Below are 25,008 nucleotides of genomic sequence, written 5' to 3' on the forward strand. Positions count from 1 at the left end.
TTCGGTGTGCGTGCCGCGCACAGGCGCGTCTTCCGGACAACGCATTGACAGGATCCTGACAATTTTACGGTTCCATGGCACTCTGCGTCACGCACGTCCGTCCATCCGCACCGTTCTTCGTTCCCCCACCCTGCCCGGACCCGACCAGTCCGGGCACGGCAGAAGGAGACCTGCGTGAGACGCCATCGCACTGCCGCGGGCATACTCTTGGCCGTCGGAGCCCTGTTCGCCGGCGGACTCGCCGGCGCCGGTGCCGCGGACGCGGCGCCCCGGCACACGGCCCACCGACCGTCGGCGGCGGTCCGCACCGCCCCGGCCGCCGAACAGCACCGGGCCCGCACCTTCTGGACCCCCGAGCGCATGCGCGGCGCCACTCCCCTCGATCTGCTGCTCACCCGGCAGGCCGCGAGGAGCGTGGAAACCCCGCGCGCCGGGACGAGTTCCACGACCGTCGCACCCACCGCCGCCCCCGCCTCCTTCCCGCAGGCCGGCGGACCGTGGACCGGTGGCGGCGCCGTCGTCCCGACCTCGGGGCGGGTGTTCTTCACCTTCCAGGGCCGCACCGCGTCCTGCACGGGCAACGCGGTGACCAGCCAGAACGCCAGCACCGTCATCACCGCCGGGCACTGTGTGAAGTACCAGGGCAGCTGGCACACCAACTGGGTCTTCGTACCGGGCTACGACAACGGCAACGCACCCTACGGGCAGTGGAGCGCGGCCAAGACCCTCACCACCCCGCAGTGGGAGGCGAGCGAGGACATCAACTACGACGTCGGCGCGGCGGTCGTCACCCCGCTGAACGGCCGGAACCTCAGCTCGGTCGTCGGTGCCCAGGGCATCCAGTTCAACGGCGGCTACAACAAGCAGATGTACTCCTTCGGCTTCCCGGCCGCGTCGCCGTACGACGGCACGAAGCTGATCTACTGCAGCGGCAACAGCTCCAAGGACTTCCTCTTCTCTCAGGACCACAGCCTCGGCTGCAACATGACCGGCGGGTCCAGCGGCGGCCCCTGGTTCACCGGGTTCAGCGAGTCCGCCGGTACCGGGCTGCAGGTCTCCGTGAACAGCTTCGGCTACGTCTTCCTGCCCAACCGGATGTTCGGCCCGTACTTCGGAGACGTCGTCAAGGCCCTGTACGACAAGGCCCAGGCCGCCTAGCCGAGGCGGTCACGCGGGGGCGAACTGTGCACTCCGGGCCGGTACTTGGGAATCCGCGCGGTGATCTTCATGCCTGCCCCGACGCCGGTCTCGATCACGAGGCCGTGCTCGTCCCCGTAGACCTGCCGCAGCCGCTCGTCGACGTTGCGCAGCCCGATGCCCGACGAGGGGCTGCCCTCGCCGCGCAGGATCCGGCGGAGCCGGTCCGGCTCCATGCCGACCCCGTTGTCCTCGATGACGATCCGGGCCAACGCCCCCTCGTCCTGCGCGGCGATGGTGATCCGGCTGCGCTCGACGCTCTCCTCCAGTCCGTGTTTGACCGCGTTCTCCACCAGGGGCTGGAGGCACAGGAAGGGAACCGCCACGGGCAGCACCTCGGGGGCGATCTGCAGGGTCACCTCCAGGCGCTGCCCGAACCGGGCGCGCACGAGCTCCAGGAACTGCTCGACGGAGCGCAGTTCCTCCGCGAGGGTGGTGAACTCGCCGTGCCGACGGAACGAGTAGCGGGTGAAGTCGGCGAACTCCAGCAGGAGTTCACGGGCGCGCTCGGGGTCGGTGCGGACGAACGAGGCGATCGCCGCCAGCGAGTTGTAGATGAAGTGCGGGGAGATCTGCGCGCGCAGCGCCCGGATCTCCGCCTCGATCAGACCGGTGCGGGCCCGGTCGAGGTCGGCGAGTTCGAGCTGTACGGAGACCCAGCGCGCCACCTCCTCGGTGGCGCGGACCACCGGGGCGGACTCCCTGGCGCCCAGCACGACGAGGGCGCCGAGCACCCGCCGGTCGACGGTGAGCGGCGCGGCGGCGCCCCAGCGCACCGGGCAGTCCGGATCCCGGCAGTCGACGGTGAAGGTCCGCGTACGGCCGGTGCCCAGCACCTGGCGGGCCCGGTCCAGGGCCGCCTCCTCGTGATGCCGGCCGGGGCCGTCCCAGGCCAGCGTCCGGTCCTCGGCGGTGAGCGCGAGGGCGGCCGAGCCGAACAGCGGACGGAGGCGGCGCACCGCCTTGCGCGCCGCGTCCTCGGTGAGTCCGGCGCGCAGCGGGGGTGCGGCCACGGAAGCGGTGTGCAGGGTGTGGAAGGTCGCGCGCTCCACGGGCGTACCGAGGTCCGCCCGCTCCTCGGCGGCCCGGCGCACCACCAGCCGGCCGGTGGCGAGTCCCGCGGCGAACAGCAGGGCGCCGCCCGCGAGCAGGGCGAGCGCGATCATGCGGGGGCCTCCGGGGCGGTGGACCGGCAGGTCGTCATGAGGCCGCTCCCGGCGGGCGGTGGGCGCCGCTCCGCCCTGCGGGGCGCTCGGGCAGGTGGAGGCGGGCCATGGCCGCCTCGGTGCCGGCCGGGATCCGGTGCCGGGTGGCGAGGGAGACCAGGATCATGGTGAGGAAGCCCAGCGGCACCGACCACACGGCCGGCCAGGCGAGCAGGGTGTGTGCCCAGCCGTCCGCCAGTGGTCCGGCGATGGTCAGGGCGACGGCGGTGAGGGCGCTGCCCCCGCCGGTGAGCAGGCCCGCGATCGCGCCGGGCGCGGTGAGTCCGCGCCACCAGATGCCGAGCACCAGCAGCGGGCAGAAGGACGAGGCGGCCACGGCGAAGGCCAGCCCCACGGCGTTGGCGACGGGCAGCCCGCTGACGGCCGCGCTGGCCGTGGTGGGCACGGCGATCGCCAGCAGCGTCGCCAGCCGGAAGTGGCGGACGCCCAGGGAGGGCAGGACGTCCTGGCTGAGCACGCCCGCGACGGACAGGGTGAGTCCGGAGGCGGTGGACAGGAAGGCGGCGCAGGCACCGGCGGCGATCAGGGCGCCGAGGAGGTCGCCGACGACGCCTCCGACGAGGCGTTCGGACAGGACGAGGACGGCGGCGTCGGTGTTGCCGGTCAGGAGCAGGTCGGGGGCGTAGACACGGCCGAGGAGACCGTACAGGGGTGGCAGCAGGTAGAAGCCGCCGACCAGGGCGAGGACGATCACGGTGGTGCGCCGGGCCGCGCGGCCGTCGGGGTTGGTGTAGAAGCGGACCAGTACATGGGGCAGTCCCATGGTGCCGAGGAAGGTCGCGCAGATCAGCCCGTACGTCGTGTACAGCGGGTGGTCGTCCCTGCCGCCGGACAGGGGGGTCGCCCAGCTGGAGGCGCCGGTGTGCCAGCCGCCGTCGGCGTCGCGCTCGGGCACCGGGGTGTCCGGCGGGAACCGCAGTGTCGTACCGGCCCGGACCTCGTGCACGCCCGGACCCAGCGACACACGGCCGCCGTCGTGTCGCTCGCCGTCCACGGTGCCGGTCACGTCGGCGCGCAGCGGCTCCGCGATCCTGAGGCGGACGGTGCTGTCCACGGTGACCACGGTGTGCCGCCGGAAGGTCGGCGGCTCGTCCAGAGCGGCTCCGGGGCGCGGGTCGCCGTGCCAGGCGGCGGCCAGGAACAGCGCGGGCACCAGGAGCGCGGCCAGCTTCAGGCAGTACTGGAACGCCTGGACGAAGGTGATCCCGCGCATCCCGCCCGCCGCCACGGCCAGGGTGACGACGACCGCGACGAGCACGCCGCCCAGTTCTCTCGGTGCGCCGGTGACCAGGCCCAGGGTGAGGCCGGCGCCCTGGAGCTGGGGCAGGAGGTAGAGCCAGCCGACGCCGACGACGAGCACGCTGGCCACCCGCCGCGCGGCCCTCGACTCCAGGCGCGACTCGGCGAAGTCGGGCAGCGTGTAGGCCCCGGAGCGGCGCAGCGGGGCGGCGACGAACGCGAGGAGGACCAGGTAGCCGGCGGTGTACCCGACGGGGAACCACAGCATGTCGACGCCCTGGGCGGCGACGAGTCCGGCGATGCCGAGGAAGGAGGCCGCCGAGAGGTACTCGCCGCTGACGGCCATGGCGTTGAGGTACGGCGGCACGGTGCGGGAGGCGACGTAGAAGTCGGAGGTGGTGCGGGAGACGCGCAGTCCCGTCGACCCGATCACCAGGGTCGCGACGACCGCCGCGGACACGGCCACGATGCCGTACGTCTGGTTCACCCGGCGACTCCGGACGGGTGGCCGGCGCACGGCTCGGCGGCGGTCACCTTCAGGCCCTCCCGACGAGGTCCCCGGCGTCCCGTTCGTTGCGTTCGGCGCGTACCACGTACCACCGGCCGATCAGCACGAGTGCGGGGTAGGCCGCCACGCCGAGCACGGCCCACACGATCAGCGCCCGGCCCGGCCAGGGCGACTGTGCGGGCAGCGCCGTGAAGACGAGGGGCAGCAGTCCGATCACCGCGACGAGCAGCCCGAACGTGGCCATGGCCAGGCGGAGTTGGCGCCGCATCAAGGCCCGCAGGACCGCGGAGTCGACGGCGGACAGCTCCTCGCGCGCACGGATCTCACGGGCGGGACGGGAGGGACCCTGCGCCGCGCGCGGGGTCAGCGGGGTCCAGGTGACGACTTCACGCCTGGGAGTCCCGGGAGCACTCATGCCGCAGCCTCCGACCCACGATGATCACCGTTCGCAGTGGAGTGTACGCATCGCGAAATCCCCGGGGATAGGCCGCGGCACCGGCTCGGTCCCCGAATGTGACCTCCGCTCCCGCGCCGGACTCCCCCGGAATCAGCGGCCGTTGCCCGGCCGGCCCGCCTTGGCGTCGCTGAGGAGCAGATCCCGCAGCTCCCGGGCGTTCCGGCGGCTCACGGCGAGTACCGCGCCGCCGACCCGGACCGTCAGGCTGCCCGCGTCGACCCGCAGCTCCTCGATGCCGGCGACCGACACCAGATGGCGCCGGTGGATCCGGACGAACCCCCTGGCCCGCCAGCGCTCCTCCAGCGTCGACAGCGGAATGCGCACCAGGTGGCTGTCCTCGCGGGTGTACAGCCGGGCGTAGTCGCCGTGTGCCTCGGCGTAGGTGATGTCGGCTATGGGCAGGAAGCGGGTCACTCCCCCGCGCTCCACCGAGATGTGGTCCGCGAGGGGGGAGGCAGGAGGACGCGGCAGCCCCGGGACCGCGCCCGTGCCCGCGTTCGCCGCGGCCTCCGACGACGGGGGCGGGGACGGTACGGCGCGGGTGGCGCGGTCGGCCTCGACGAGTTCCGCGACCCGGCGTACCGCTTCCGCCAGGCGCTCCCGGCGCAACGGCTTGAGCAGGTAGTCGACGGCTTTGAGGTCGAAGGCCCGCAGGGCGAAGTCCTCGTGCGCGGTGACGAACACGACGCGGGGCGGCGCGGCGAACCCGGTCAGGAGCCCGGCCACGTCCAGCCCGCTGAGCCCTGCCATGTGGATGTCCAGGAACACCACGTCGACGTGGTCCGCGCCGCCCGGTCCGCCGTTCTGGGCACGGCCCAGCCGGCGCAGTGCGTCGGTCGCGGCCAGGGCTCCCTCGGCGGAGCGCACCCGGGGATCGGCCCGCAGCAGGAACAGCAGTTCCTCCAGGGCCGGTTCCTCGTCGTCGACCGCCAGCACGCGCAGCATGGGGCGGGAGTGTAGACCCTCGGCCGGGACCGGGCGCGGGTGTCGGCAGAGGACCCGGGTCACCGTCCGCGCAGGGTTCTCGCCGTTTCCCCGGTGCGTTCGCGCAGCAGGATGCGGAGCGTGTTGGCGTGCTCGTAGCCGACCTTGCGGGCGACGACCTCCAGCGGCAGGTCCGTGGTGCGCAGCAGGTGCGAGGCGCGCTCGACGCGCAGGTCCCGCACGAAGCCGACGGGTGAGGTGCCCAGGGTGCGGCGAACGGCCCGCTGGAGCGTGCGCTCGCTGACGCCGACGGCCCGTGCCCCGTCGGCGATGGAGAGCGGCTCGTCGAGGTGGTCCCGGGCCCAGCGCTCGAAGGCCGCCAGGGTCGGATCGCTCTGTGCCAGCGCGGCGGAGATCGTGTACGCCGCCTGCGAGGGCCGCTCGTCGACGACCAGGTAGCGGGCGACCAGTTCGGCCAGGACGGGGCTGCTCATCCGGACGATCGCCAGGGCCAGGTCGACGTGCCCGAAGGCCGCACCGGCCGTGGTCACCCCCTCGGACGTGGCGACCATCCGGCTCTCGTCGACCGTCACGGCGGGGTAGCGCTTGCGGAAGTACGGCGCCAGCCACCAGCTCGTCGTGGCCCGGCGCCCGTCCAGGATCCCGGACTCGGCCAGCAGGAACGTGCCCGTGCAGGCGGAGGCGACGGGGGTACGGCGTTCACGGGAGTCGGCGACGAGGCGTCGTACGGGCGCCGCGTCCCGGCCCGAGACGTGCGCGATCAGGGCGTCGGGGCGCCGCTCCGCCAGGGCGGGCACCACCAGCAGGTCCGTACGCTCCGCGGTCCCGACGGGGGTGGTCTCCACGAGGTGCCCGGCGCCCGTGCGGATCCGCCTGCGGAAGCCGATCGTGGTGACCGTCAGGGCGGGCGGCGGCTCGGGCAGCTCCTCCCGCAGGGCGTTCGCCCCGTCCAGCACGTCGAGCAGGGCCGCGAGCCCGGAGTCGAAGACACCGTCGTAGGCCAGCACAGCTATGTCCATGACGGAAACGATATCGACCGCGTCGTTTCCGACACTGGGTGGGGCGGTCCGGGCGGCATAGCGTTCTCGGTGTCCGGACGAGATCCGGTGCCCGGTACCGGCACCGCACACCTTCCACGAAGATCCACACCACGGGAGTGCACCATGACGAAACTCGGACTGCTGGCACGCATCGAGGCCAAGCCCGAGTACGCCGACGCGGTCGAAGGCCTGCTGCGCGACGCGCTCGAACTGGCCCGGGCGGAGGACCACACCGTCACCTGGTTCGCGTTCCGGCAGGGCGCCACCACGTTCGGCGTCTTCGACACCTTCGACGACGAGCAGGGGCGCCAGGGACACCTCCAGGGCAAGATCGCCGCCGCGCTGATGGACGCCGCCAAAACGATGCTCAGCGAGGCGCCGGACATCCGTCCCGTCGACCTCCTGGCGGTCAAGCTTCCCTGACCGGAAGGCGCCGGGCGGCGGCGCGCGCACCGCGCCGCCGCCCGGCGGCCCGCACACCACCACCCCCGGGCCGCGGGCCGTGAAGCAGCGGCCGCGCGCCCCTCGAAGGACGGAAAGCAGCATGGCGCAGTCCGCCACCCACGACCGCGGCGCCTTTGGCGGCACACACTCCGGCACCGCATCCGGGCCCGGAACCCGGTCGCGCACACATTCCTGGGAGCCGCCGGTCGGCTATGCGGCGGCCGGTGACCGCACCGGCCTCGAACTGGCCCGCATGAGTCTCGACGGGCGTCTGCCGGAGGCCCCGATCTGCGGGACCCTCGGCTTCCGGCTGGTGGGGGTCGAGGAGGGCGGGGCCGTCTTCGAGGGCGACCCCGGCGAGCACCTCTTCAACCCCATGGGCACGGTCCACGGCGGTTTCCTGGCCACCCTGCTCGACTCGGCCCTCGGCACGGCCGTACTGACCGCGTTGCCGGCCGGTCGCGCCTACACCACCGCGCAGCTCGGGGTGCACCTGGTCAGGCCGGTGTTCGCGACCACCCCGACACTGCGCTGCGAGGGCCGCACGGTCCACGTGGGCCGGACGACGGCGACCGCGGAGGCCCGCGTCGTCGGGGCCGAGGACGGCAAGCTGTACGCGCACGGGACGACTACGTGCGCCCTCTTCGCGGTGCCCGGCGGGGTGTGAGCCCCTTCCGGACAGGGCGTCCTACGCGCGTCCCTCCGCGGGGTGGTCCGCCAGGAGTCCGGTGATCTGCGGGCGGACGACCTCCCATGCGGCGGCCGGCAGGTCGCCGAGCGCCGTCCGTCGCAGTTCCTCCAGGGCCCGGCCGGCGTCGCCGGTCGCGGTGGCGACCCCGCTGACCACCTCGTACCCGTCCCGCACGGCGACCAGCAGGCGGTCGCTCCTGCCGTCGCGGGCGTGCAGCGCCGAGGCGACGACGAGCGGGGGCGCCCCGCCCGCTTCAGCGGGCATCTTGCGGTAGGCCGAGGCGATCGGCGTGCGCCAGTGGAGGCTCAGCAGGACGGGCCGCTTGGCCACCACTTCGGCCAGGTCGGTCTCGTGCACGCCGTCGGGCTCCAGCACCGTCGCCCGGGCGTCCAGGACCAGCGCCGCGGGCAGCAGGCAGCGCAGCGTGCTGCCGACGAGGTTCCCGCCGACCGTGGCCGTCCGGCGCACGGCCCCGGTGCCCACCGTGGCGGCGGCCAGCCGCAGGACGTCCGGCACCCGGTCGTCGATCCGGTGCAGGACCACGCCCGCCCCGACCGTCTCCGCGCCGAGAACGTTGGCCTCCGTCAACTCACGAAGTGACATGGCGAGTTCGGGGAACCCGTCCCGTTGCCAGGTGGCCCACACGAGGGTGGCCCCGCCGATCGGCGCGGCGCCCGCGGCCAGACATTCCTGCGCTTCGGACACGGACGTGGGCAGACGCAACAGCACGGGCCGACCTGCCTTTCTGGGGAGTCGGGCGACGAGCGGACGGCTTGCCGGTCACCGCCCCGCGGCAGGGAAGTCTGGCCTCCCCGGCGGGGGCGCGTCCAGGGCACACAGCGGCCTCCTGTGCGCCCCCGCCGAGTGCACTGTGGGTACACCAGCCGTACGCGCAGGGTCAATTGCCCTGCCTCCGGCCGATTTACGGTGGCTTCCAGCGGTACCGGACACATCGCAATCACGTCCGGTCCGTGTGCCGGATCCCCGGCAGCCCGTGCAAGACGAGGAGAAGCCATGCCCGATGCCGTGGTGCCGGTGAAGCCGGTACTGGAACCCGCCGCAGCCGCGTTCGCGAAGGCGACCGCCAACCCGCCGTACCTGTTCGACCTGCCGCCGGCGGAGGGCCGCAAGGCGGTCGACGAGGTGCAGTCCGGCGACATCGGGAAGCCGGCGGTCGACGAGGAGTGGATCACCGTCCAGGGCGGTCCCACCGGCACCGTCCGCGCACGGATCGTCCGGCCCGCCGGAGCCACCGGCACCCTGCCGGTCGTCCTCTACATCCACGGCGCCGGATGGGTCTTCGGCAACGCCCGCACCCACGACCGGCTGGTGCGCGAACTGGCCGTCGGCGCGCGGGCGGCGGTCGTCTTCCCCGAGTACGACCTCTCCCCCGAGGCCCGCTACCCGGTGGCCGTCGAGCAGAACTACGCCGTCGCCCGGTGGATCGTGCGGGAGGGCGCGGCCAAGGACCTGGACGGTTCGCGGCTGGCCGTGGCCGGCGACTCCGTCGGTGGCAACATGACCGCCGCCCTCACCCTGATGGCCAAGGAGCGCGGTGGACCCGCCCTGGTGCAGCAGGTGCTGTTCTACCCGGTCACGGACGCGAACTTCGACACGCCGTCCTACCACCAGTTCGCCACCGGCTACTTCCTGCGCCGCGACGGCATGCAGTGGTTCTGGGACCAGTACACGACCGACGAGTCCGAGCGCGCGCAGATCACCGCGTCCCCGCTGCGCGCCACCGTGGAACAGCTCCGGGGTCTGCCCCCGGCGCTGGTCGTCACCGGTGAGGCCGACGTGCTGCGCGACGAGGGCGAGGCGTACGCCAACAAGCTGCGCGAGGCCGGCGTGGCCGTCACCTCGGTGCGCTTCCAGGGCGTCATCCACGACTTCGTGATGCTCGACGCCCTGCGGGAGACCCATGCGGCCGGAGCCGCCATCGACCTGGCACTGCGCACCCTGCACACCGCCCTGCACGGCGCCTGAGTCCGGGAGACAGCACCGACATGACCACCACCACGCCCACCGTCGTGCTCGTCCACGGCGCGTTCGCCGACGCCGCGAGCTGGTCCGGCGTCGTCGCCGAGCTCCAGCGCGAGGGCATCCCCGTCGTCGCTCCGCCCAACCCGCTGCGGGGCCTGGCCGCCGACGCCGCCCACATCGCCTCCGTGGCGGCCCGGATCGACGGGCCGGTCGTCCTCGTCGGCCACTCGTACGGCGGCGCGCTCATCACCGTCGCCGGTACCGCCGACAACGTCGTCGGGCTCGTCTACGTGGCCGCGTACGTCCTGGAGGAGGGCGAGAGCCTCGGTGAACTCCAGGGCCGCTTCCCGCTCTCACCGCTCGTCGAGAACCTGGAGCGGTGGACGTACCCGGTGCCCGGCGGGCCGGACGCCGTCGAGGTGACCATCGCCGCGGACGCCTTCCCGTCGGTCTTCGCCGCGGACGTGGACCCCGAGGTCACCAAGGTGCTCGCGGTGGCACAGCGGCCGCTCGCGGCGGCGGCGTTCGAGGAGACCGCGTCCGCCGCCGCATGGCGGACCAAGCCGTCCTGGGCGCTGATCGCCGGCGCGGACCGGGCGATCAACCCGGAGGTGGAGCGCTTCGGCGCGAAGCGGGCCGGCGCGACCGTCGTGGAACTGGAGGGCGCGTCCCACGCGGTCGCCGTGTCCCGCCCCGAGGCGGTCGCCGGCCTGATCCGCGACGCCGTCCACGCGACCCGCTGACACCCGACGCCGGGGACGGCGACCGGCAGGCACCCGTGGTGGGCGGCTTCGCCGGTCGCCGTCACGGGCCCGGCAGGTAGGTGTCCGTTCGCCGCCAGCACCCCCCGGGGCCGGCGGATGGAATGAGGGCATGACTTCACGAGGAACGCTGAACGGCAGGACGGCCCTGGTCACCGGCGGGAGCCGGGGTATCGGCGCGGCGACGGCGCTGCGCCTCGCCCGGGAGGGCGCGGACGTGGCGGTGACCTATGTGCGCGGCAAGGACGCGGCCGAGGAGGTGGTGCGGGCGGTGGAGGCGCTGGGCCGGCGGGCGGTGGCACTGCGCGCGGATTCCGCCGACGCGGAGGAGGCGGCCGGCGCGGTCGACCGTGCGGCCGAGGCCCTCGGGCGGCTGGACGTGCTGGTCAACAACGCGGCCACCGGACTGATGGGGCCGCTGGAGGACATGTCCCGCGCCGACGTGGACCAGCTCCTCGCCGTCAACGTCCGCGGGGTGTACCTGGCGTCCCGGGCCGCCGCCGCGGTCATGACGTCCGGCGGGCGGATCATCACCGTCGGCAGCTGTGTCACCCAGCGCGTGCCCGGCCCGGGCGCCACGCTGTACGCGATGAGCAAGTCGGCCGTCATCGGCCTGACCAAGGCCCTGGCCCGCGAGCTGGGCGGGCGCGGAATCACGGCGAACGTGGTGCACCCGGGCCCGATCGACACCGACATGAACCCCGCCGACGGCCCGTACGCGCCGGCCCAGGCGGCCATGACCGCCGTGGGCCGCTTCGGTACGGCCGCGGAGGTGGCGTCCGCGGTCGCCTATCTCGCGGGGCCGGAGGCGGCCTACGTGACCGGCGCGGAGTTCTCGGTGGACGGCGGCCACGCCGCCTGACCGGCGGCCGGGCGTGGCGGGCCGGCCGGCCCGCCACGCCCGGTCCACGGCCCGGTTCACCTGCCGTCGAGCCAGCGTACGTCCTCCTCGTCCCACTTGCTGGTGTCACGGGGCTGCGTGTAGGGCTCGGCTTCGACCGGATGTCCGCCGGCGATGGCCCGCTGGCGCACGGTCTCCGCGTCGAACTCCAGCCCCAGCAGGATCGCCAGGTTGCTGATCCACAGCCAGACCAGGAAGACGATGACGCCCGCCATGGTGCCGTAGGTCTTGTTGTAGGAGGAGAAGTTCGCGACGTAGAACGCGAAACCCGCCGAGGCGATCAGCCAGATCAGCAGGGCGAGGAAACTGCCCGGGGTGACCCACCTGAGGCCCCTGACCTTGGCGTTCGGAGTGGCCCAGTACAGGATCGCGATCATCACGGTGACCAGCAGGACCAGCACCGGCCACTTCGCGATCGACCACACGGTCAGCGCCGTGTCCCCCATGCCGAGCGCCCCGCCGGCCCGCCGGGCCAGACCTCCGGTGAAGACCACGATCAGCGCGCTGGCGACGGCCAGCACCATCAGCACCACCGTGACGCCGACGCGCACCGGGAGGATCTTCCACACCGGCCGGCCCTCGGGCATGTCGTACACGGCGTTCGCGGCGCGGATGAACGCGGCCACGTACCCGGATGCCGACCACACCGCCAGGAGGATGCCGATCACGGCGACGACCGAGCCGGTGCCCGAGCCGTTCTGCAGCTGCTCCACGGCCCGCGTGATGATGTCGCGCGCGGAGCCGGGCGCGAGGTGTTTGAGGTTGGCCAGCACCTTGTCGGTGGCCGATCGGCCGGCGACCGCCAGCAGGGACACCAGGACCAGCAGGGCCGGGAACAGGGAGAGGACGGAGTAGTAGGTGAGGGCCGCGGCCCGGTCGGTCAGCTCGTCGTCCTTGAACTCGCGCAGTGACCCCTTGAGCACCGCGAGCCATGCCCCCCTGGGCAGCTTGGTGGGGGTGTCCGGCGCCGCCTCCTCGACCTCCGGATCCGGCCCGGCCTCGTCCGGAGTGGGCACGCGCGGCCCGGGACCCTCGTCGCCGGCTGGATGCTCTTTACGCCCTGGAAGATGCAGCTTCGCCATATCAGGCGGGTACCCCGTCGTGCCGCCTCAAGCCGGCGAGTGGTCCCGGACGGGTTCGTCACGGGTTCCGGGGCGGTTGCTGAGCGTGATGGCGGTGGTCGACCGGGGGCTCGCGTCGGCTCCGCGCTTGCGTCCCGGACGGCCGGCAGCGGGCCTTCTCGTGAGGTCGGCCGCCTGCTGGGAACCGCTCCTCGGAGTGGTCCGGTTGCCTCCCGGTACCGTCTTTCCCCCTGTATGCGGGGCGAGTTGGGAAGGCCGGCGGCCCGCCGTCGCGGGGCGCGCCCCGCGGGGCCGGTTGTTGACCGGGCCACGGGGGTGGGATTTCATGAGGACCATGTCTGAGGGATCACGGAACGCGGCGGATCCGGTCCTCCCCTTCGCCACGCAGGACGCGTGGGAGAAGTGGCTGGAGGAGAACCACGAGGTCGTCCCGGGTGTCTGGGTGAAGATTCCCAAGGCCGACTCCGGGATCGACGGTGTCGACTACGCGCAGGCGCTGGAGTCGGCGCTCTGCTACGGCTGGATCGACGGGCAGAAGAAGAAGTTCGACGACCAGTACTGGTTGCAGCGCTTCACCGCACGGCGCAAGAGCAGCAAGTGGTCGAAGGTCAACCGGGACAAGGTCATCGATCTGATCGAGCGGGGCCGGATGCGGCCCGCCGGTCTGCGCGAGGTGGAGAAGGCCAAGGCGGACGGCCGCTGGGAGGCGGCGTACTCGCCGCAGAGCAAGGCGACGGTCCCCGACGACCTGCGGAAGGCGCTGGACGCGGCGCCGGCGGCCCGTGACTTCTTCGCCACGCTGGACAGCCGCAACCGGTTCGCGATCCTCCACCGGGTCGAGGACGCCAAGAAGCCGGAGACCCGGACGGCCCGGATCGAGAAGTTCGTCGCCATGCTCGCCGAGGAGAAGAAGCTGTATCCCTGAGCCGGGGTGCACCCCGGATGCCCTCCGCGAGACGCGCCACGCCCTTCACCCCTGTCCGGATCAGGGGTGAAGGGCGCTCGCGGTCACCGCGCCCCGATGGTCGTCAGTGGGCGTCGGCGAAGCGCTTGAAGGCGGCCTTGGTGCCCGAGCCGGCGATCCCGTCGATGGCGCCACGGTAGCCGTAGGAGTCCTTCAGCAGGCGCTGCAGGCCCTTGATCGTGCCCTTGCCCACGACGCCGTCGATCGGGCCGTTGTAGCCCCAGTACTTCTTAAGGCAGCGCTGGAACGCCTTCCAGCTGTTGGGGCCGAGCTTGCCGTCGATGGAGCCGTTGTAGTGCCAGTAGCTCTTCAGCCAGCGCTGGACCTTCTTCGCCTGGGCGGTGCTCAGGCCGAGGTTGTTCACCGCCTGCGGGGTGACGGCCTCGGAAACCGCCGCCGGGTGCGCGGCCGCGGGTGCGGCGAAGCTGGTCCCCGCGGCGGCGAGGCTGCCGGCGGCGAGAGCCGCGACGGTGGTGGTGGCGAGGAGTGTCCTCGTGACGATGTTCGTCCGCATCGTTTCGTTCCCCCTGTTCGTCGGGTGCCTCACGGCACAGCACACAACGTACGGTTCCAGGCCTGCCCGCGTCGCCAAACCGCGAGTTGACGTCCGCCTCCACCGGTCGCGGTAGCGGAGCCGGTGTACAACCTCCGCGGTATGGGCGGCACGTCGGCGGGCTGACGGGACCGGCTACCGGTGGGTGGTGCCGCGGGCCGCCCAGAGGTCGCGGAGGACGCCCATCTCCGCCATGTGGTGGATGAATTCGAGGTTCGCGCCCCACAGCACGGCCGCGTACGGGTCGTCGGGGTCGGAGCCGTAGGGGTACTGCGAGAGTCCGACGGTGTCGAGCTGTTCGTCGGTCAGGGCGGCGACGCTGTCCCGCCAGCGGTCCAGCAGCGACCAGAACCGCTCCAGCGCCGGGCCGGCGTCCGGGGTGAAGTCGACCAGCAGCTTCGGGTCGGTGCGCCGTTCGCCGAAGGTCCACTCCCACTGCCCCGCGAAGCAGAAGTGCAGGTGTGCGAGGCGCCACGCGATCGTGGTGACCGGGGAGTCGTCGGGTCGCGCCGGGCCGGTGTGGCGCAGGACCTCCTCGACGCGTCCGACGCTCACGCTCCAGTCCTCGGCGATCTTCGCGACCGTCATGCCGTCGGCCGCCTGCCGGGCGACCTCCGCGTACTCGCTCGCGGGGATGTCAGGGGCGCCCTGGTCGAGCACCCACTCGCCCGGGCCGAACGCCCTGGGTGTCGTCGCCTCGCCCCGGCGCCGGATCGACCAGCATCCGGGGGCCGGCTCCCACAGGTACTCCTCGTCGCCGAGTCCCGTCAGCCGTACCCGGGCCTGCTCCCTGGCGCAGTCGAACTGGTCGAGCAGCAAGCCCAGTCGGTCGGTCCGTACGCGCTCGGTCCCCATGTGCGTTCCCCTCCACGGTCAGCCGCCTCGCTGCGGTGAGGCGGAGGCTAACGGCCCGCCCGCGCGCGGCGCGACGGATTTCCCGCTCACCCGGCTGAGCGGCCGTCGCAGGCCACGGACTCCAGCACGCCGTACGCCCACCTCCCACGGCAGCCGGCTCTCTGGCGGAGATGGCTTTCACGCAACCGCTCACCACAAACCGCCGCCGTATCAGCGGGCAGAGATCCCGACCCCGGAATCGAACCCGACCACGGCCCGCGCGGACATCCTCCCTGAGCCAGGTCCCCCGAGGCGGATGATGTGGGCGGATCAGCGGGCGACCGAGATCGCGAAGGGCGTGAGCCCGTTGGACCGGATCACGTGGGGCACGAACAGGATCGCGGCTTCCGTCGCGCGGGCGGTCTGGATTCCGCCGAGGTCGGTGATCCACTCCTCGCGCCAGCCGAGGCCGGTGAGCAGTTCGCGGACGGTGTGCTTGGCCTCGGGGTCCTCGCCGGAGAGGAACGCGGTCGGCGGCTGGGTGAGCGTGGCCGGCGCGGTCATCACCGGGAAGAGCATGGTGTTGAGTGTTTTGACGACGCGGGTTTCAGGGAGTGCTTCCTGGAGCTTTTCGGCAAGGCTCGAGCCGGGGTGGAGCAGGTCGGCGGGCAGTCCGTCCGGTCCGTCGAGGGTGGCGTTGGAGACGTCGACGAGGATCTTGCCCCGGAGTTCGGCGCGCAGGGCCGCGAGACGTTCCAGTGAGCCGGCGCCCGGGGTGGCGTTGATGACGATCCGGGCCGCCCGGGCGGCATCGGCGGCGGCGCCCGGCGTGCGGTCCGCCACGGTCACCTGATGGCCCGCGCGGGTGAGGGCGGCGGCCAGGGTGCCGCCGACGCGTCCGTTGCCGAGTACAGCGATGTTCTTCATGCGGATTCGTTCCTCTCGGTGGGGTCTCGTACGCTCAGCGCGAGAGCGTCGACGCGGCTTGGGCGTGGACGCCGGGTGCCGCGGCCAGGAAGCTGCTGCTCTGCGGGGTCCACGGACGCCCTTCGGCGTCGGAGATCCGTCCACCGGCCTCGGTGACGAGGAGCGCGCCGGGGAGCAGGTCCGCTCGGGCGCCGACGAACTGCCAGAAGGCGTCGATCCGGCCGGCGGCCACGTTCACCAGGTGCAGGGTCGCGGGCACGGCGGTGCGGACGACGAGTGCGTCGGAGAGCATCGCGGTGATCGAGGAGCCCACACGTCGCACGACCGTCTCGTCCTCGTCCGGCCGGGCCTGGCTGGTGGCCACGATGCCCAGACCGAGGTCCGTGGTCTGCGAGACATGCAGCGGCAGTCCGTCCCGGTGGGCGCCCCCGCCGGCGAGCGCGGTGTAGGTCTCGCCGGTCAACGGCAGGTGGACCGCGGTGAGAGCCGGCTGGTTGTCGCGCACGAGGGTCGCGGTCACCGCCCACTCCGGCAGGGCGTGCAGGTGGTTGACGTTGCCTTCGGCCGGATCCACGACCCACCACTCGCCGGACGGCAGCGCGCCGCCGTCGAGTTCGTCCTCCACCCAACCGGCGTCGGGGCGCAGCTCCGTGAGGCGGGGGCGCAGGATGCTCAGGGCGGTGTCGTCGTTGGCTGCGAGTGCGCGCATCAGCTCGTCGCGGGTCTGGTAGCGGACCACCTCGCCGAAGCGCTCGCGCAGCGCCGAACCGGCGGTGCGCACGGCGATCACGGTCTGCGCGAGCAGGTCGGCGTCGGTGGCGGAGGCTGCGGCCGCGGTAGTGGCCTGGAGTGATGCGGGCATGGTGGTACTCCCGTCTGAGCAGGGGGGATGAGGTCGACTGGGCGGGCCGCGCGCTGTTTCGCCGCCCGCACTTCGAAGGCTAGGAGAGCGCATCGTTAACCTCAAGTGCATGTAAAGCACGGCTAGGATGACTCCCATGCAACTGGATTTGAATCTGCTCGCTGCGCTCGACGCGCTGCTGGAGGAGGGCAGTGTGGCCGGGGCGGCCGCACGTCTGCACGTCACCGCCCCCGCGATGAGCCGGAGTCTGGGCCGGATCCGGCGCACGACGGGGGACCAGATCCTGGTGCGCACCGGCCGCACGATGACTCCGACGCCGTATGCGATCGCCGTCCGGGAGCAGGTCCACGAGCTGCTGCACCAGGTCCAGGGCGTGCTGGCACCGAGCCGTGAGCTCGATCTGGCAACGTTGGAGCGCACCTTCACACTCCGCTGGCACGACTCCCTGGTCGCCCTGGGCGGCCCCGCGCTGCTCGCGGCCGTGCGGGGACAGGCGCCGGGTGTGCGACTGCGCTTCGTCGCGGAGTCGAGCACCGACTCCCCCGGACTTCGGCGTGGCGAGGTCGATCTGGAGGCGAACGCCAACCGCCCGAGCGCACCGGACATCCGCGCCGAGAGCGTGGGCGAGAGCCGTCTCGTCATCGTCGTGAGGCAGGGGCACCCCCTCACCCGCGTCAGAACGGTCACCGCACAGCGGTACGCCGCCGCTGAGCACGTCACCGTCTCGCGGCGTGGAAACCTCAGCAACGCCCTCGACGACGCTCTCGCGCGGCTCGGTCTCACCCGCCGCGTGGTCGCGAGCGCGCCCACGGAATCGGCTGCGCTGGAGTTCGCGCGTGGCTCCGATCTCCTGGTCAGTGTCCCCGAAGCCACCACGCGCTCCGCGGTCGCCGACCTCGGCCTGACCGTGCTCCCCTTGCCGCTCGAACTTCCGTCGGCACCCGTGTACCTGTCGTGGCATCAGCGCTACGACACCGACCACGCCCACGCCTGGCTGCGCGGGCTGGCACGGGACGCGCTGACCTCGTGCGACGCGTCGCAGCCGGCCACGTCGGGCCGCTCAACCCGCTGATCCACGCGACTACTTCGTTCCGCACGGCCGGCAGAAGGAGGCACACCCATCGCTGGCGCCCCGGATGGGAGACCCTGCACCTTGCGTGCGATCCGGCTCAAGGTCGTAGGCGAAGCGAACTCAGCGGCTGATCCAGGACAGGGCGCCTTCCTTCATGTTCCGGCGGGGCAGCACGGCGATGCCCTCGGCGATGCCAAGGCGCCCAAGGATCTCCACGCGGACCTCCCCCCTCCGTTTGCCCAGCTCAGGAGATGTCTCCCGTCGATCCGAATCGGTCAAAGGTGCGGGCGTCCCAGCAAGTCGGCATGTGCGTCGAGAGGAGACCACTCCAGGTCCGAGCGGAACCAACCACCGCTCTCACACCCTGGAAGGGGCCTTCTACGACAACGCACGGCCTGTGTGCCTGGGGCGGCTGGATATGGCCCTGACCTATGCCAGGGCCAGACGGAAGTATCTCGGGTGTCGACAAAGCATCAATAAGACAGGAGTGAACCATGTTGTCACGTACGTCCCGAGTCGCCGTCACCGCAGGGGCCGTTCTGCTCGCCCTGGGCGCAGCCACCGCCAACGCGAACGCGAACCCCGCGCGCACGGCCACGAACTGTGTGGTCGACATCGACTCGGGCAGCAAGCAGTGCTACGACACCTTCCGCGCGGCCATCGCCGCATCGACGAACGGACGGATCACCGACGCTCCCTTGTCGGCCAAGCACATCGATCAGAAGCTGGCCGACCGGCTCAAGGCGTCCTCGGGCACCAGTGCGGCGGAGTCCGTACAGCTCGGGGTCGTCTACACGGACTCGAACTACGGTGGCTCGTCCATGACGTTAACGGCCGGCAACGGGTGCCAGAGCGGGAACGGCCGGGACTTCCAGTACGACCTGGACGGCATCTGGAACAACTCCATCAGCTCTCTCACCACGCTGTCCTGCTGGCTGGAGTTGTGGGACGCCCCGAACACCGCCGGCTTCCACCAGGAGTACCAGCAGGCCACCTCCTACGTCGGGGACGCCATGAACGACCGGGCGAGCTCCATCGCCATGCTGTAGAGCCACCGCGAGGAACAGCGCCCGCCCCCGCCCCCTCCCCCGGGGGCGGGCGCCGCGCCGCGCTCAGTCCCACACCGGGCCGTGCACGGTGCCGGCGGCTCGCAGCCGTTGGCCGGCCGGGGTGCCGCAGGCCTTTCCGCCGCGGCACCCCGCCTTCAGGGCCCTGGGGGCCAGGGTCGGGTCAGGTGCCGGCCGTGTCCAGTTCCGCCTGGAACGCGGCGGCCAACCGGGGGACGAGATCTTCCTGGGTGAACATCGTGTAGTGGTTGCCGGGCACCGGCACCGTGTGCAGGTCGCCGTCCACGTGCTTGCGCCAGTGCTCCTTTCCGAGGAGCTTGATACGGAGCATGCCTACCTCCTTCTCGGGGTGGGCCTCCATCGCGTCGAAGACCACGACGCGTCCGCGTACCTTGCCGTCGGGGTAGTAGCCCTTCAGCGCTTCGTGGTTGCGGCGCCAGATGGTGATGAACCGGAGGAAGTCCTCTTCGTTCGCCGCCATCCAGTCCGGGCGGTTCTTGAGCAGCTGCACCGCTTCCTGCACGGTGCGGGGTGCGGGCAGGTCGGGCTGCGGCTCCGTGCCGGGCATGACGGAGGCCATCAGGTGCGGGAAGGCGGCGAGGAACTCCTGTTCGGTCAGGCTCTCTCCGACGTACGCCTCGGGCGGATGGGCGTCGAAGAGGTAGAGGCCGTCCGTCTTCTCCCCCGCCCGCTGCAGTTGCAGCGCGACTTCGAAGGCGAGGTTGCCGCCGAAGGAGTAGCCGGCCAGCCGGTACGGTCCGTGCGGCTGGACGGCGCGCATCTGCCGGACGTAGAGCGCGGCCAGTTCCCGGATGGTGACCTCGCCGTCGCCGAGTTCCTTGGGGTAGGAGAAGGCGGTCAGCGGTCCGTCGTGGCTGAGGTGTTCGGCCAGCCGGAAGTAGCAGAAGTTGGTGCCGCCGGCCGGGTAGAGCAGGAACAGATGGGGGCCCTGGCCCTCGCGGACGCGGACGGTGCCGGACCACGCGGAGGCGGTGCCGGACAGGAGCGAGGCCACGTGCTCGCTCATGGCGCGGGGTGTGCGGAGGTCGGCGAACTCATCGAGGTCGATGTCGACCTGGTACGCGTCGCGCAGCAGGTTCACGGCGTCGACGGCGGTGAGGGAGTCGCCTCCCAAGTCGAAGAAGTCGTCCTCGGCGCCGATGGTGTCGGCGCCGAGGAGCTTCTTCAGGATCGCGATGATCTCCGCTTGGACGTCGGCGGACAGCGCACCGGGGTCTCCGGTGGGGGCCGCGGCCGTGTCCTGCGAAGCTGCCGGTGCGGGGGGAACCGGGGCGATCCAGTGGCTCTCGGGCTCGAAGGGGTAGGCCGGGACCGCGAGCTTCACAGCGGCATCGAGGTCACCGAGCCGCTCCAGGGGAATGTGCTGTCCGTCGACGAACGCGGCGGCCACGGGATGGTCGCCGGCGGGTATGCCGCGCTCGAGGTAGTCGTCGAGGGCCGCGCGGGCCTCGTCCGGGGTACGTACGGCGAAGGCCAGTCGCTCGTCGAAGTGCGTGCGGCCTTCTCCCAGGGTGAAGGCGAGGTCGTCGAGGCGCGGGGTGGCACGGTCGAGGTAGGACCGCAGTTGCCGTGCCTGGCGTTCCAGGGCCTGGGGGGTCTTCGCGGAGAGCAGCAGGACGTACGGCGCTGTGCTCGAGGGGGCCGGTCGGGCGGCGGCCGGTGTGTGGCGGGCGAGCACGCAGTGGCCGTTGGTGCCGCCGAGGCCGAAGGAGCTGACGGCCGCGTGGGAGAGGGGCTCGTCGGGCACCTGGGCCTGGGTGTGGACGACGAACCGGGAGCGCTCCAGTGGGATGCGGTGGTTGGGCGCCGAGTAGTTGATCTGCGGGGGGATCACCTGGTGGTGCAGGATCAGCGCGGTCTTGATGACGCCGACGACGCCCGCGGCGGCGTCGAGATGTCCGAGGTTGGCCTTCACGCTGCCGAGCGCGCATGCCGAGCGGGCGTTGTGCGCCTGGGACAGCGCCTTGACCTCGATGGGGTCGCCGAGCGCGGTCCCGGTGCCGTGGGCTTCGACGTAGCCGATCGTCTCGGGATCGACGCCGGAGGAGGCGAGGGCCGCGGAGATGGCCCGGGACTGGCCGCGGACGCTGGGCGCGGTGAAGCCGATCTTGTCGGGGCCGTCGTTGTTGACGGCGCTGCCGCGGACGACCGCGTAGACGTGGTCGCGGTCGGCGAGGGCGTCGCTCAGTCGCTTCAGTACGACGACCCCGGCGCCGTTGCCGCGCAGGGTGCCGCCCGCGGCCTCATCGAAGGGGCGGCAGTGGCCGTCGGCGGACGCGATGCCGCCGGTCTTGTGGAGGTGTCCGCCGGTCTGCGGGACGGTGATGCTGACGCCTCCCGCCAGGGCCATGTCGCAGTCGCCGTCGCGCAGCGCGGCGAGGGCCTGGTGCAGGGCCACCAGTGAGCTTGAGCAGGCGGACTGGACGGTCTGGCTGGGGCCGGTCAGGCCGAGGCGGTAGGAGATCCGGGTGGCGAGGAAGTCCTTGTCGTTGCCGATGAGGACGGGGTAGCTCAGTTCTGGTCCGTCTCCGGCGTGTTCGCTCTTGAGGATGTTGTTGAGCAGGTAGGTGCTCAGGCTGCAGGAGGCGAACACCCCGACGGTACCCGGGGCTTGGTGCGGGGCTACGCCGGCGTCCTCCAGCGCGTGCCATGCGGTTTCGAGGAAGACGCGGTGCTGCGGGTCGGTCACGCGGGCCTCTTGCGGGGTGAGGCCGAAGAAGGACGCGTCGAAGTGGTCGACGTCCTCCAGGACCACCCCCCTCGGGACGTGGTTCGGGTGGTCGCGTATCCGCTCCGGGACGCCGGCCTCGTCGAGGTCCGCCGGGGTGAACTCGCGCACCGCCTCGGCGCCGGCGAGCAGAGCGTGCCAGAAGGCGTCCAGGGTGCGGGCCTGCGGCAGCCGTACGGCCATGCCGACGATGGCCACGGGTTCGTTCATGGTGTTCACAGACTCCTCGGTCATGCCGTGCTCCCGGCGACGGCTCCGTTGGGCTTGTCCAGGTGTGTGGCGAGTTCGCGCACGGTGGTGTGTTCGAAGAGGTCGATGACGTCGAAGTCCGGTGCGTCGAACTCGGTGCACAGTCGTTCATGGACCTGGAGGACGTGGACGGAGGTCCCGCCGATGTCGAAGAAGCGGTCGTCGGCGCCGAATTCGGAATGGCCGAGGACCTCCCGCCAGATGCGGGCGACGGTGGCGACGGCCGGTGACGTGTCGTCGCCGCCCTCGGCCAGGGACAGGCCCTTACCGCCTTCCTCCTGCGGCCACGGCAGTGCCGCCGTGTCGATCTTGCCGTTGATCGTCAGGGGCAGGGCGTCCACGGTGACATAGAGGGACGGCAGCATGTAGTGGGGCAACCTGTCCTTCACGAGGGCGCGGATCGTACGATCGTCCGCCCGGTCGTGGCTGCCGGGGCTGTCGTTGCGCACCACGAAGGCGACCAGCCGGGGTTCGTCGGCCTGTTCGTCGAGGAGCACCGCGCAGTCCGTGACCGCGGGCACCGCGCGCACGGCGGTCTCCACTTCCCCGAGTTCGATGCGGTACCCGCGCAGTTGGACCTGCTGGTCCATGCGGCCCAGGTAGACGAGGTTGCCGTCGGGCAGGAGCCGTGCGAGGTCACCGGATCGGTAGAAGGTGCCCTCCGCGCCGGGCAGGCGGACGAAGCGCTGTGCGGTGAGGTCGGGTTGTCCGAGATAGCCCTGGGACACCCCACCGCCGGCGATGAGCATCTCTCCGGGGACGCCGACCGGCACCGGTCGGAGGTCGCGGTCGACGATGCGGATCTCCAGGTCGGCCAGGGGCTTGCCGATGACGCTCGGGCCGGCTTCCGCGAGGTCCTTGGGGGTCACCCGGTAGTGGGTCACGTGGACGGTGGTCTCGGTGATGCCGTACATGTTGACGATCTCGGCCTGGGCGCCGAACAGTTCGAACCAGCGGCTCAGGATCTCGAAGCGCAGCGCCTCTCCCCCGAACACCACGCAGCGCACCCGGACGGAGTCGGCGTGGCGCTCCTCCAGGCTCTGGCTGAGCCGGTGGAACGCGGAGGGCGTCTGGTTGAGCACCGTGACGCCGGTCTCGGCGAGGAAGTCGGCGAACTGCCGGGGCGACTTGCGTACGGCCTCGCCGGGGATCACGAGGCGGCCCCCGTACAGCAGGGCGCCGTACATCTCCCACACCGCGAAGTCGAAGGCGTAGGAGTGGAACAGGCACCAGGTGTCGTCGGCCGTGAAGGTGAAGTGCCGGTCGGCGGCGAGGAAGAGGCGCAGGACGTTGGCGTGGGTGACCTGGACGCCCTTGGGTTTGCCGGTTGATCCCGAGGTGAAGATGACGTAGGCGGTGCGATCACGCAGGTCACCGGCGGGCACGGGGGTGCTGGGCTCGTCGGCGCAGTCGGCCAGGAGCGTGTCGAGGGCGATGCGGTCCTCGTGGGCGAGGTCGGGGAAGACAGCGGGGCCGGTGATCAGGGGAAGAGCGTCGAACTGGTCGATGATGTGCCGTACGCGGGCCTCGGGGGCCGCCGGGTCGAGGGGCACATAGGTCTTGCCGGCCTTGAGGACGCCGAGCAGGACCGCGATCAGGTCGCAGCCGCGGTCCATGGCGACGGCGACGTGATCCGAGGGGACGACGGCACGCAGCCGGCGGGCGATGCGGTTGGCGTGTTCGTCCAGCTCGCGGTAGGTACGACGGTCGCCTTCGTACTCCACGGCGATGCGTGCGGGGTGCTCGGCGGCCCGTCGCTCGAAGAGGGCGTGGAGGGACGCCTCGGTGGGGAGGTCGGCGTGTTCGTTGAGCATCCGGTCGATGTGGTCGACGTGCCCGGCGGAGACCCGTGTCACCTCGGTGAGCGGAACGTCGTGGCCCCGGGCGACGGAGCGCAGGATCGTCAGGAGGGTGTCGCGCGGGTCGCTCGGCTCCAGGGCGTGGGTGTAGGCCAGGTGGCAGCCGTAGGTGTCGCCGAAGTCCTCGATCCGGGTGACCAGCGGGTGGACCAGGTCCGAGCGCGGGACGTGCAGGCTTTCGGCCTGGTGACCCCCGATGTGGAAGGCGAGCTGCTCCCGGTAGTAGGTGCAGGAGCTGCTGGGCAGGATGCGGCTGACCGTGCCCCCGGGGAAGATCGCTTCGGCGTGGGCGGCCAGGTCGAAGTCCTCGTACCGGATGAGGGAGGCCATGCGGGTCTCGATCGCCCGGCACAGGTCCCCGAAGGTCGGGTGGGCGTCGAGGTCCACGGCGAGCGGCAGGGTGTTGACGAAGTAGCCGAAGGCCAGCGGTCGCAGCGGGTCCTGGCGGCGGTTGCCGAGGGGGACCCCCACCGTGACGGTGCGGCTGCCGGTGAGCGTGCCCAGCAGCAGCATGTGCACGCCCAGGAAGAAGCTGAACTTGCGCACACCGAGGGCGGTGATGGTGGCGTCGACGGCACGGGTGAGGCCGGTCTCGAACGGCACCCACACGTGGCGCCCTTCGAAGGTGCCTTCCGGGGTGCGCCCCGCCTCCAGCTGTTCGAGGGCCAGGGAGGGCAGACCGCCGAGCATCTGCCGGAAGAACTCCACGGCCCGGTCGGTGTCGGAGACGTCGTCGGGGAAGTCGGCCGGGCTGTAGGCGGCTCCTTCCACCGTGGCGTCGGGGTCTCGGTAGAGGCGGTCGATCTCCCGCCCGATGTTGTAGAAGGAGAAGACGTCGCAGACGAGGTGCGACATGAACAGGGTGAGATAGGTGGCGTGGTCGTCGGTCTCGACCGTGTACTCGTACAGCGGCCACCGGTCGGCGGGGATCTCCTGGCGCAGCCGGCGTCCGAGGCGGTCCCTCAGCAGCTCGGACACGTCGCCCCGGTGCGTGACCAGGGGCACTTCGTAGCGCAGCCCGGGGTCGTGGACGGCCCGCACGTCGCCGTCCCGGTCGACGAAGACGGTGTTGAGGGCCACGTTCGAGCGTACGAAGCGTTCGACGGCGTCGCGCAGGCGGCCGCTGTCGATGCCGCCGGTGATGCGGAAGACGTAGGCCAGGTTGTGCGAGATGTCGTTCTGGAAGACCTTCTGGTGCAAGTAGAGCCTGCGTTGAGCGGCCGTCAGCTGGGCGACCCTGAGCGGCATTTCCGAACCCCCTGTAGGTGACGTCTCATCAGGTCTGGTCAAGTGCGCGAACCCGTCCGTCAGTCGGGTTCGCGGGATGGTGAGCATGGGCGGCACGCACGCGTCACCGCGGCGTGACGCGGCTCGTGAACCGTCCTCGGCGCTTTCAGG

The 25,008-nt window shown here is 71.9% G+C and carries 22 protein-coding genes; 9 read left to right on the forward strand and 13 right to left on the reverse strand.

Features of this window, described 5'->3' with window-relative positions; genetic code table 11:
* The first annotated feature begins 174 nt into the window (after positions 1–174).
* Positions 175–1,158: a trypsin-like serine peptidase gene (locus ACF08B_RS25015; RefSeq protein ID WP_392319466.1), complete on the forward strand. Its 984-nt coding sequence runs from the start codon at positions 175–177 to the stop codon at positions 1,156–1,158.
* Here the strand turns inward: ACF08B_RS25015 and ACF08B_RS25020 are convergent.
* From ACF08B_RS25020 to ACF08B_RS25040, 5 genes are all read right to left on the reverse strand, one after another.
* Positions 1,155–2,363: a sensor histidine kinase gene (locus tag ACF08B_RS25020; protein WP_392319467.1), complete on the reverse strand. Its 1,209-nt coding sequence runs from the start codon at positions 2,361–2,363 to the stop codon at positions 1,155–1,157. The genes ACF08B_RS25015 and ACF08B_RS25020 overlap by 4 nt on opposite strands.
* A 34-nt stretch (positions 2,364–2,397) precedes the next feature.
* Positions 2,398–4,149 carry a cation acetate symporter gene (locus ACF08B_RS25025; RefSeq protein ID WP_392319468.1) on the reverse strand — a complete coding sequence of 584 codons (1,752 nt, stop codon included), beginning with the start codon at positions 4,147–4,149 and terminating at the stop codon, positions 2,398–2,400.
* 49 nt (positions 4,150–4,198) lie between these two features.
* Positions 4,199–4,585 (reverse strand): hypothetical protein, encoded by a 387-nt coding sequence (locus tag ACF08B_RS25030; RefSeq protein ID WP_392319469.1) that lies wholly within the window; start codon positions 4,583–4,585, stop codon positions 4,199–4,201.
* Between the two features lie 132 nt (positions 4,586–4,717).
* Entirely contained in the window at positions 4,718–5,572 is an 855-nt protein-coding gene (locus ACF08B_RS25035; RefSeq protein WP_392319470.1) for a LytR/AlgR family response regulator transcription factor, read from the reverse strand.
* A 59-nt stretch (positions 5,573–5,631) separates the two neighbouring features.
* Complete coding sequence (locus tag ACF08B_RS25040) at positions 5,632–6,591, reverse strand: GlxA family transcriptional regulator (RefSeq protein ID WP_392319471.1); 960 nt, start codon at positions 6,589–6,591, stop codon at positions 5,632–5,634.
* A gap of 144 nt (positions 6,592–6,735) precedes the next feature.
* Between ACF08B_RS25040 and ACF08B_RS25045 the strand changes: the two genes are divergently transcribed.
* Together ACF08B_RS25045 and ACF08B_RS25050 are read left to right on the forward strand one after the other, a co-directional pair.
* Positions 6,736–7,035 carry a putative quinol monooxygenase gene (locus ACF08B_RS25045; RefSeq protein WP_392319472.1) on the forward strand — a complete coding sequence of 100 codons (300 nt, stop codon included), beginning with the start codon at positions 6,736–6,738 and terminating at the stop codon, positions 7,033–7,035.
* A 121-nt stretch (positions 7,036–7,156) separates the two neighbouring features.
* The gene (locus tag ACF08B_RS25050; RefSeq protein ID WP_392319473.1) at positions 7,157–7,723 is read left to right on the forward strand and encodes a PaaI family thioesterase; all 567 of its coding nucleotides are present in this window, start codon (positions 7,157–7,159) and stop codon (positions 7,721–7,723) included.
* Between the two features lie 21 nt (positions 7,724–7,744).
* On the opposite strand, the gene ACF08B_RS25055 is transcribed toward ACF08B_RS25050, so the two are convergent.
* Positions 7,745–8,476 (reverse strand): FAD binding domain-containing protein, encoded by a 732-nt coding sequence (locus tag ACF08B_RS25055; RefSeq protein ID WP_392319474.1) that lies wholly within the window; start codon positions 8,474–8,476, stop codon positions 7,745–7,747.
* Positions 8,477–8,761: 285 nt separating this feature from the next.
* Between ACF08B_RS25055 and ACF08B_RS25060 the strand changes: the two genes are divergently transcribed.
* The 3 genes from ACF08B_RS25060 to ACF08B_RS25070 all read left to right on the forward strand — a co-directional run bounded on the left by ACF08B_RS25060 (position 8,762) and on the right by ACF08B_RS25070 (position 11,353).
* Positions 8,762–9,733: an alpha/beta hydrolase gene (locus tag ACF08B_RS25060; RefSeq protein WP_392319475.1), complete on the forward strand. Its 972-nt coding sequence runs from the start codon at positions 8,762–8,764 to the stop codon at positions 9,731–9,733.
* Positions 9,734–9,753: 20 nt separating this feature from the next.
* A complete protein-coding gene (locus tag ACF08B_RS25065; protein WP_392319476.1) occupies positions 9,754–10,473 on the forward strand; it encodes an alpha/beta fold hydrolase in 720 nt (239 codons plus the stop codon).
* Positions 10,474–10,603: 130 nt separating this feature from the next.
* Positions 10,604–11,353: an SDR family oxidoreductase gene (locus ACF08B_RS25070; protein ID WP_392319477.1), complete on the forward strand. Its 750-nt coding sequence runs from the start codon at positions 10,604–10,606 to the stop codon at positions 11,351–11,353.
* 56 nt (positions 11,354–11,409) lie between these two features.
* Here the strand turns inward: ACF08B_RS25070 and ACF08B_RS25075 are convergent, their stop codons facing one another.
* A complete protein-coding gene (locus ACF08B_RS25075; protein WP_392319478.1) occupies positions 11,410–12,474 on the reverse strand; it encodes a YihY/virulence factor BrkB family protein in 1,065 nt (354 codons plus the stop codon).
* A 334-nt stretch (positions 12,475–12,808) separates the two neighbouring features.
* Here ACF08B_RS25075 and ACF08B_RS25080 point away from each other — a divergent pair, with 334 nt between their 5' ends.
* Complete coding sequence (locus tag ACF08B_RS25080; RefSeq protein WP_392319479.1) at positions 12,809–13,399, forward strand: YdeI family protein; 591 nt, start codon at positions 12,809–12,811, stop codon at positions 13,397–13,399.
* Between the two features lie 103 nt (positions 13,400–13,502).
* Here the strand turns inward: ACF08B_RS25080 and ACF08B_RS25085 are convergent, their stop codons facing one another.
* The 4 genes from ACF08B_RS25085 to ACF08B_RS25100 all read right to left on the reverse strand — a co-directional run bounded on the left by ACF08B_RS25085 (position 13,503) and on the right by ACF08B_RS25100 (position 16,614).
* A complete protein-coding gene (locus ACF08B_RS25085; RefSeq protein WP_392319480.1) occupies positions 13,503–13,952 on the reverse strand; it encodes a peptidoglycan-binding protein in 450 nt (149 codons plus the stop codon).
* Between the two features lie 174 nt (positions 13,953–14,126).
* On the reverse strand, positions 14,127–14,846 hold the full coding sequence (locus ACF08B_RS25090) for a DinB family protein (RefSeq protein WP_392319481.1): 720 nt from the start codon (positions 14,844–14,846) through the stop codon (positions 14,127–14,129).
* Between the two features lie 309 nt (positions 14,847–15,155).
* Positions 15,156–15,752 (reverse strand): NADPH-dependent F420 reductase, encoded by a 597-nt coding sequence (locus ACF08B_RS25095; protein ID WP_392319482.1) that lies wholly within the window; start codon positions 15,750–15,752, stop codon positions 15,156–15,158.
* Between the two features lie 34 nt (positions 15,753–15,786).
* Positions 15,787–16,614, reverse strand: coding sequence for a 3'(2'),5'-bisphosphate nucleotidase CysQ (locus tag ACF08B_RS25100; protein WP_392319483.1), 828 nt, complete (start codon positions 16,612–16,614; stop codon positions 15,787–15,789).
* 136 nt (positions 16,615–16,750) lie between these two features.
* Here ACF08B_RS25100 and ACF08B_RS25105 point away from each other — a divergent pair, with 136 nt between their 5' ends.
* On the forward strand, positions 16,751–17,686 hold the full coding sequence (locus ACF08B_RS25105; RefSeq protein ID WP_392319484.1) for a LysR family transcriptional regulator: 936 nt from the start codon (positions 16,751–16,753) through the stop codon (positions 17,684–17,686).
* Between the two features lie 494 nt (positions 17,687–18,180).
* Complete coding sequence (locus ACF08B_RS25110; RefSeq protein ID WP_392319485.1) at positions 18,181–18,735, forward strand: hypothetical protein; 555 nt, start codon at positions 18,181–18,183, stop codon at positions 18,733–18,735.
* 181 nt (positions 18,736–18,916) lie between these two features.
* Here the strand turns inward: ACF08B_RS25110 and ACF08B_RS25115 are convergent, their stop codons facing one another.
* Positions 18,917–21,736: a beta-ketoacyl synthase N-terminal-like domain-containing protein gene (locus ACF08B_RS25115; RefSeq protein ID WP_392319486.1), complete on the reverse strand. Its 2,820-nt coding sequence runs from the start codon at positions 21,734–21,736 to the stop codon at positions 18,917–18,919.
* Positions 21,733–24,858, reverse strand: coding sequence for an amino acid adenylation domain-containing protein (locus ACF08B_RS25120; RefSeq protein WP_392319487.1), 3,126 nt, complete (start codon positions 24,856–24,858; stop codon positions 21,733–21,735). Before ACF08B_RS25120 ends, ACF08B_RS25115 begins: the two co-directional genes overlap by 4 nt.
* Positions 24,859–25,008 lie beyond the last annotated feature (150 nt).

This window comes from Streptomyces sp. NPDC015139 (genome assembly GCF_043079785.1).
GTDB classification, from domain to species: Bacteria; Actinomycetota; Actinomycetes; order Streptomycetales; family Streptomycetaceae; genus Streptomyces; species Streptomyces albidocamelliae.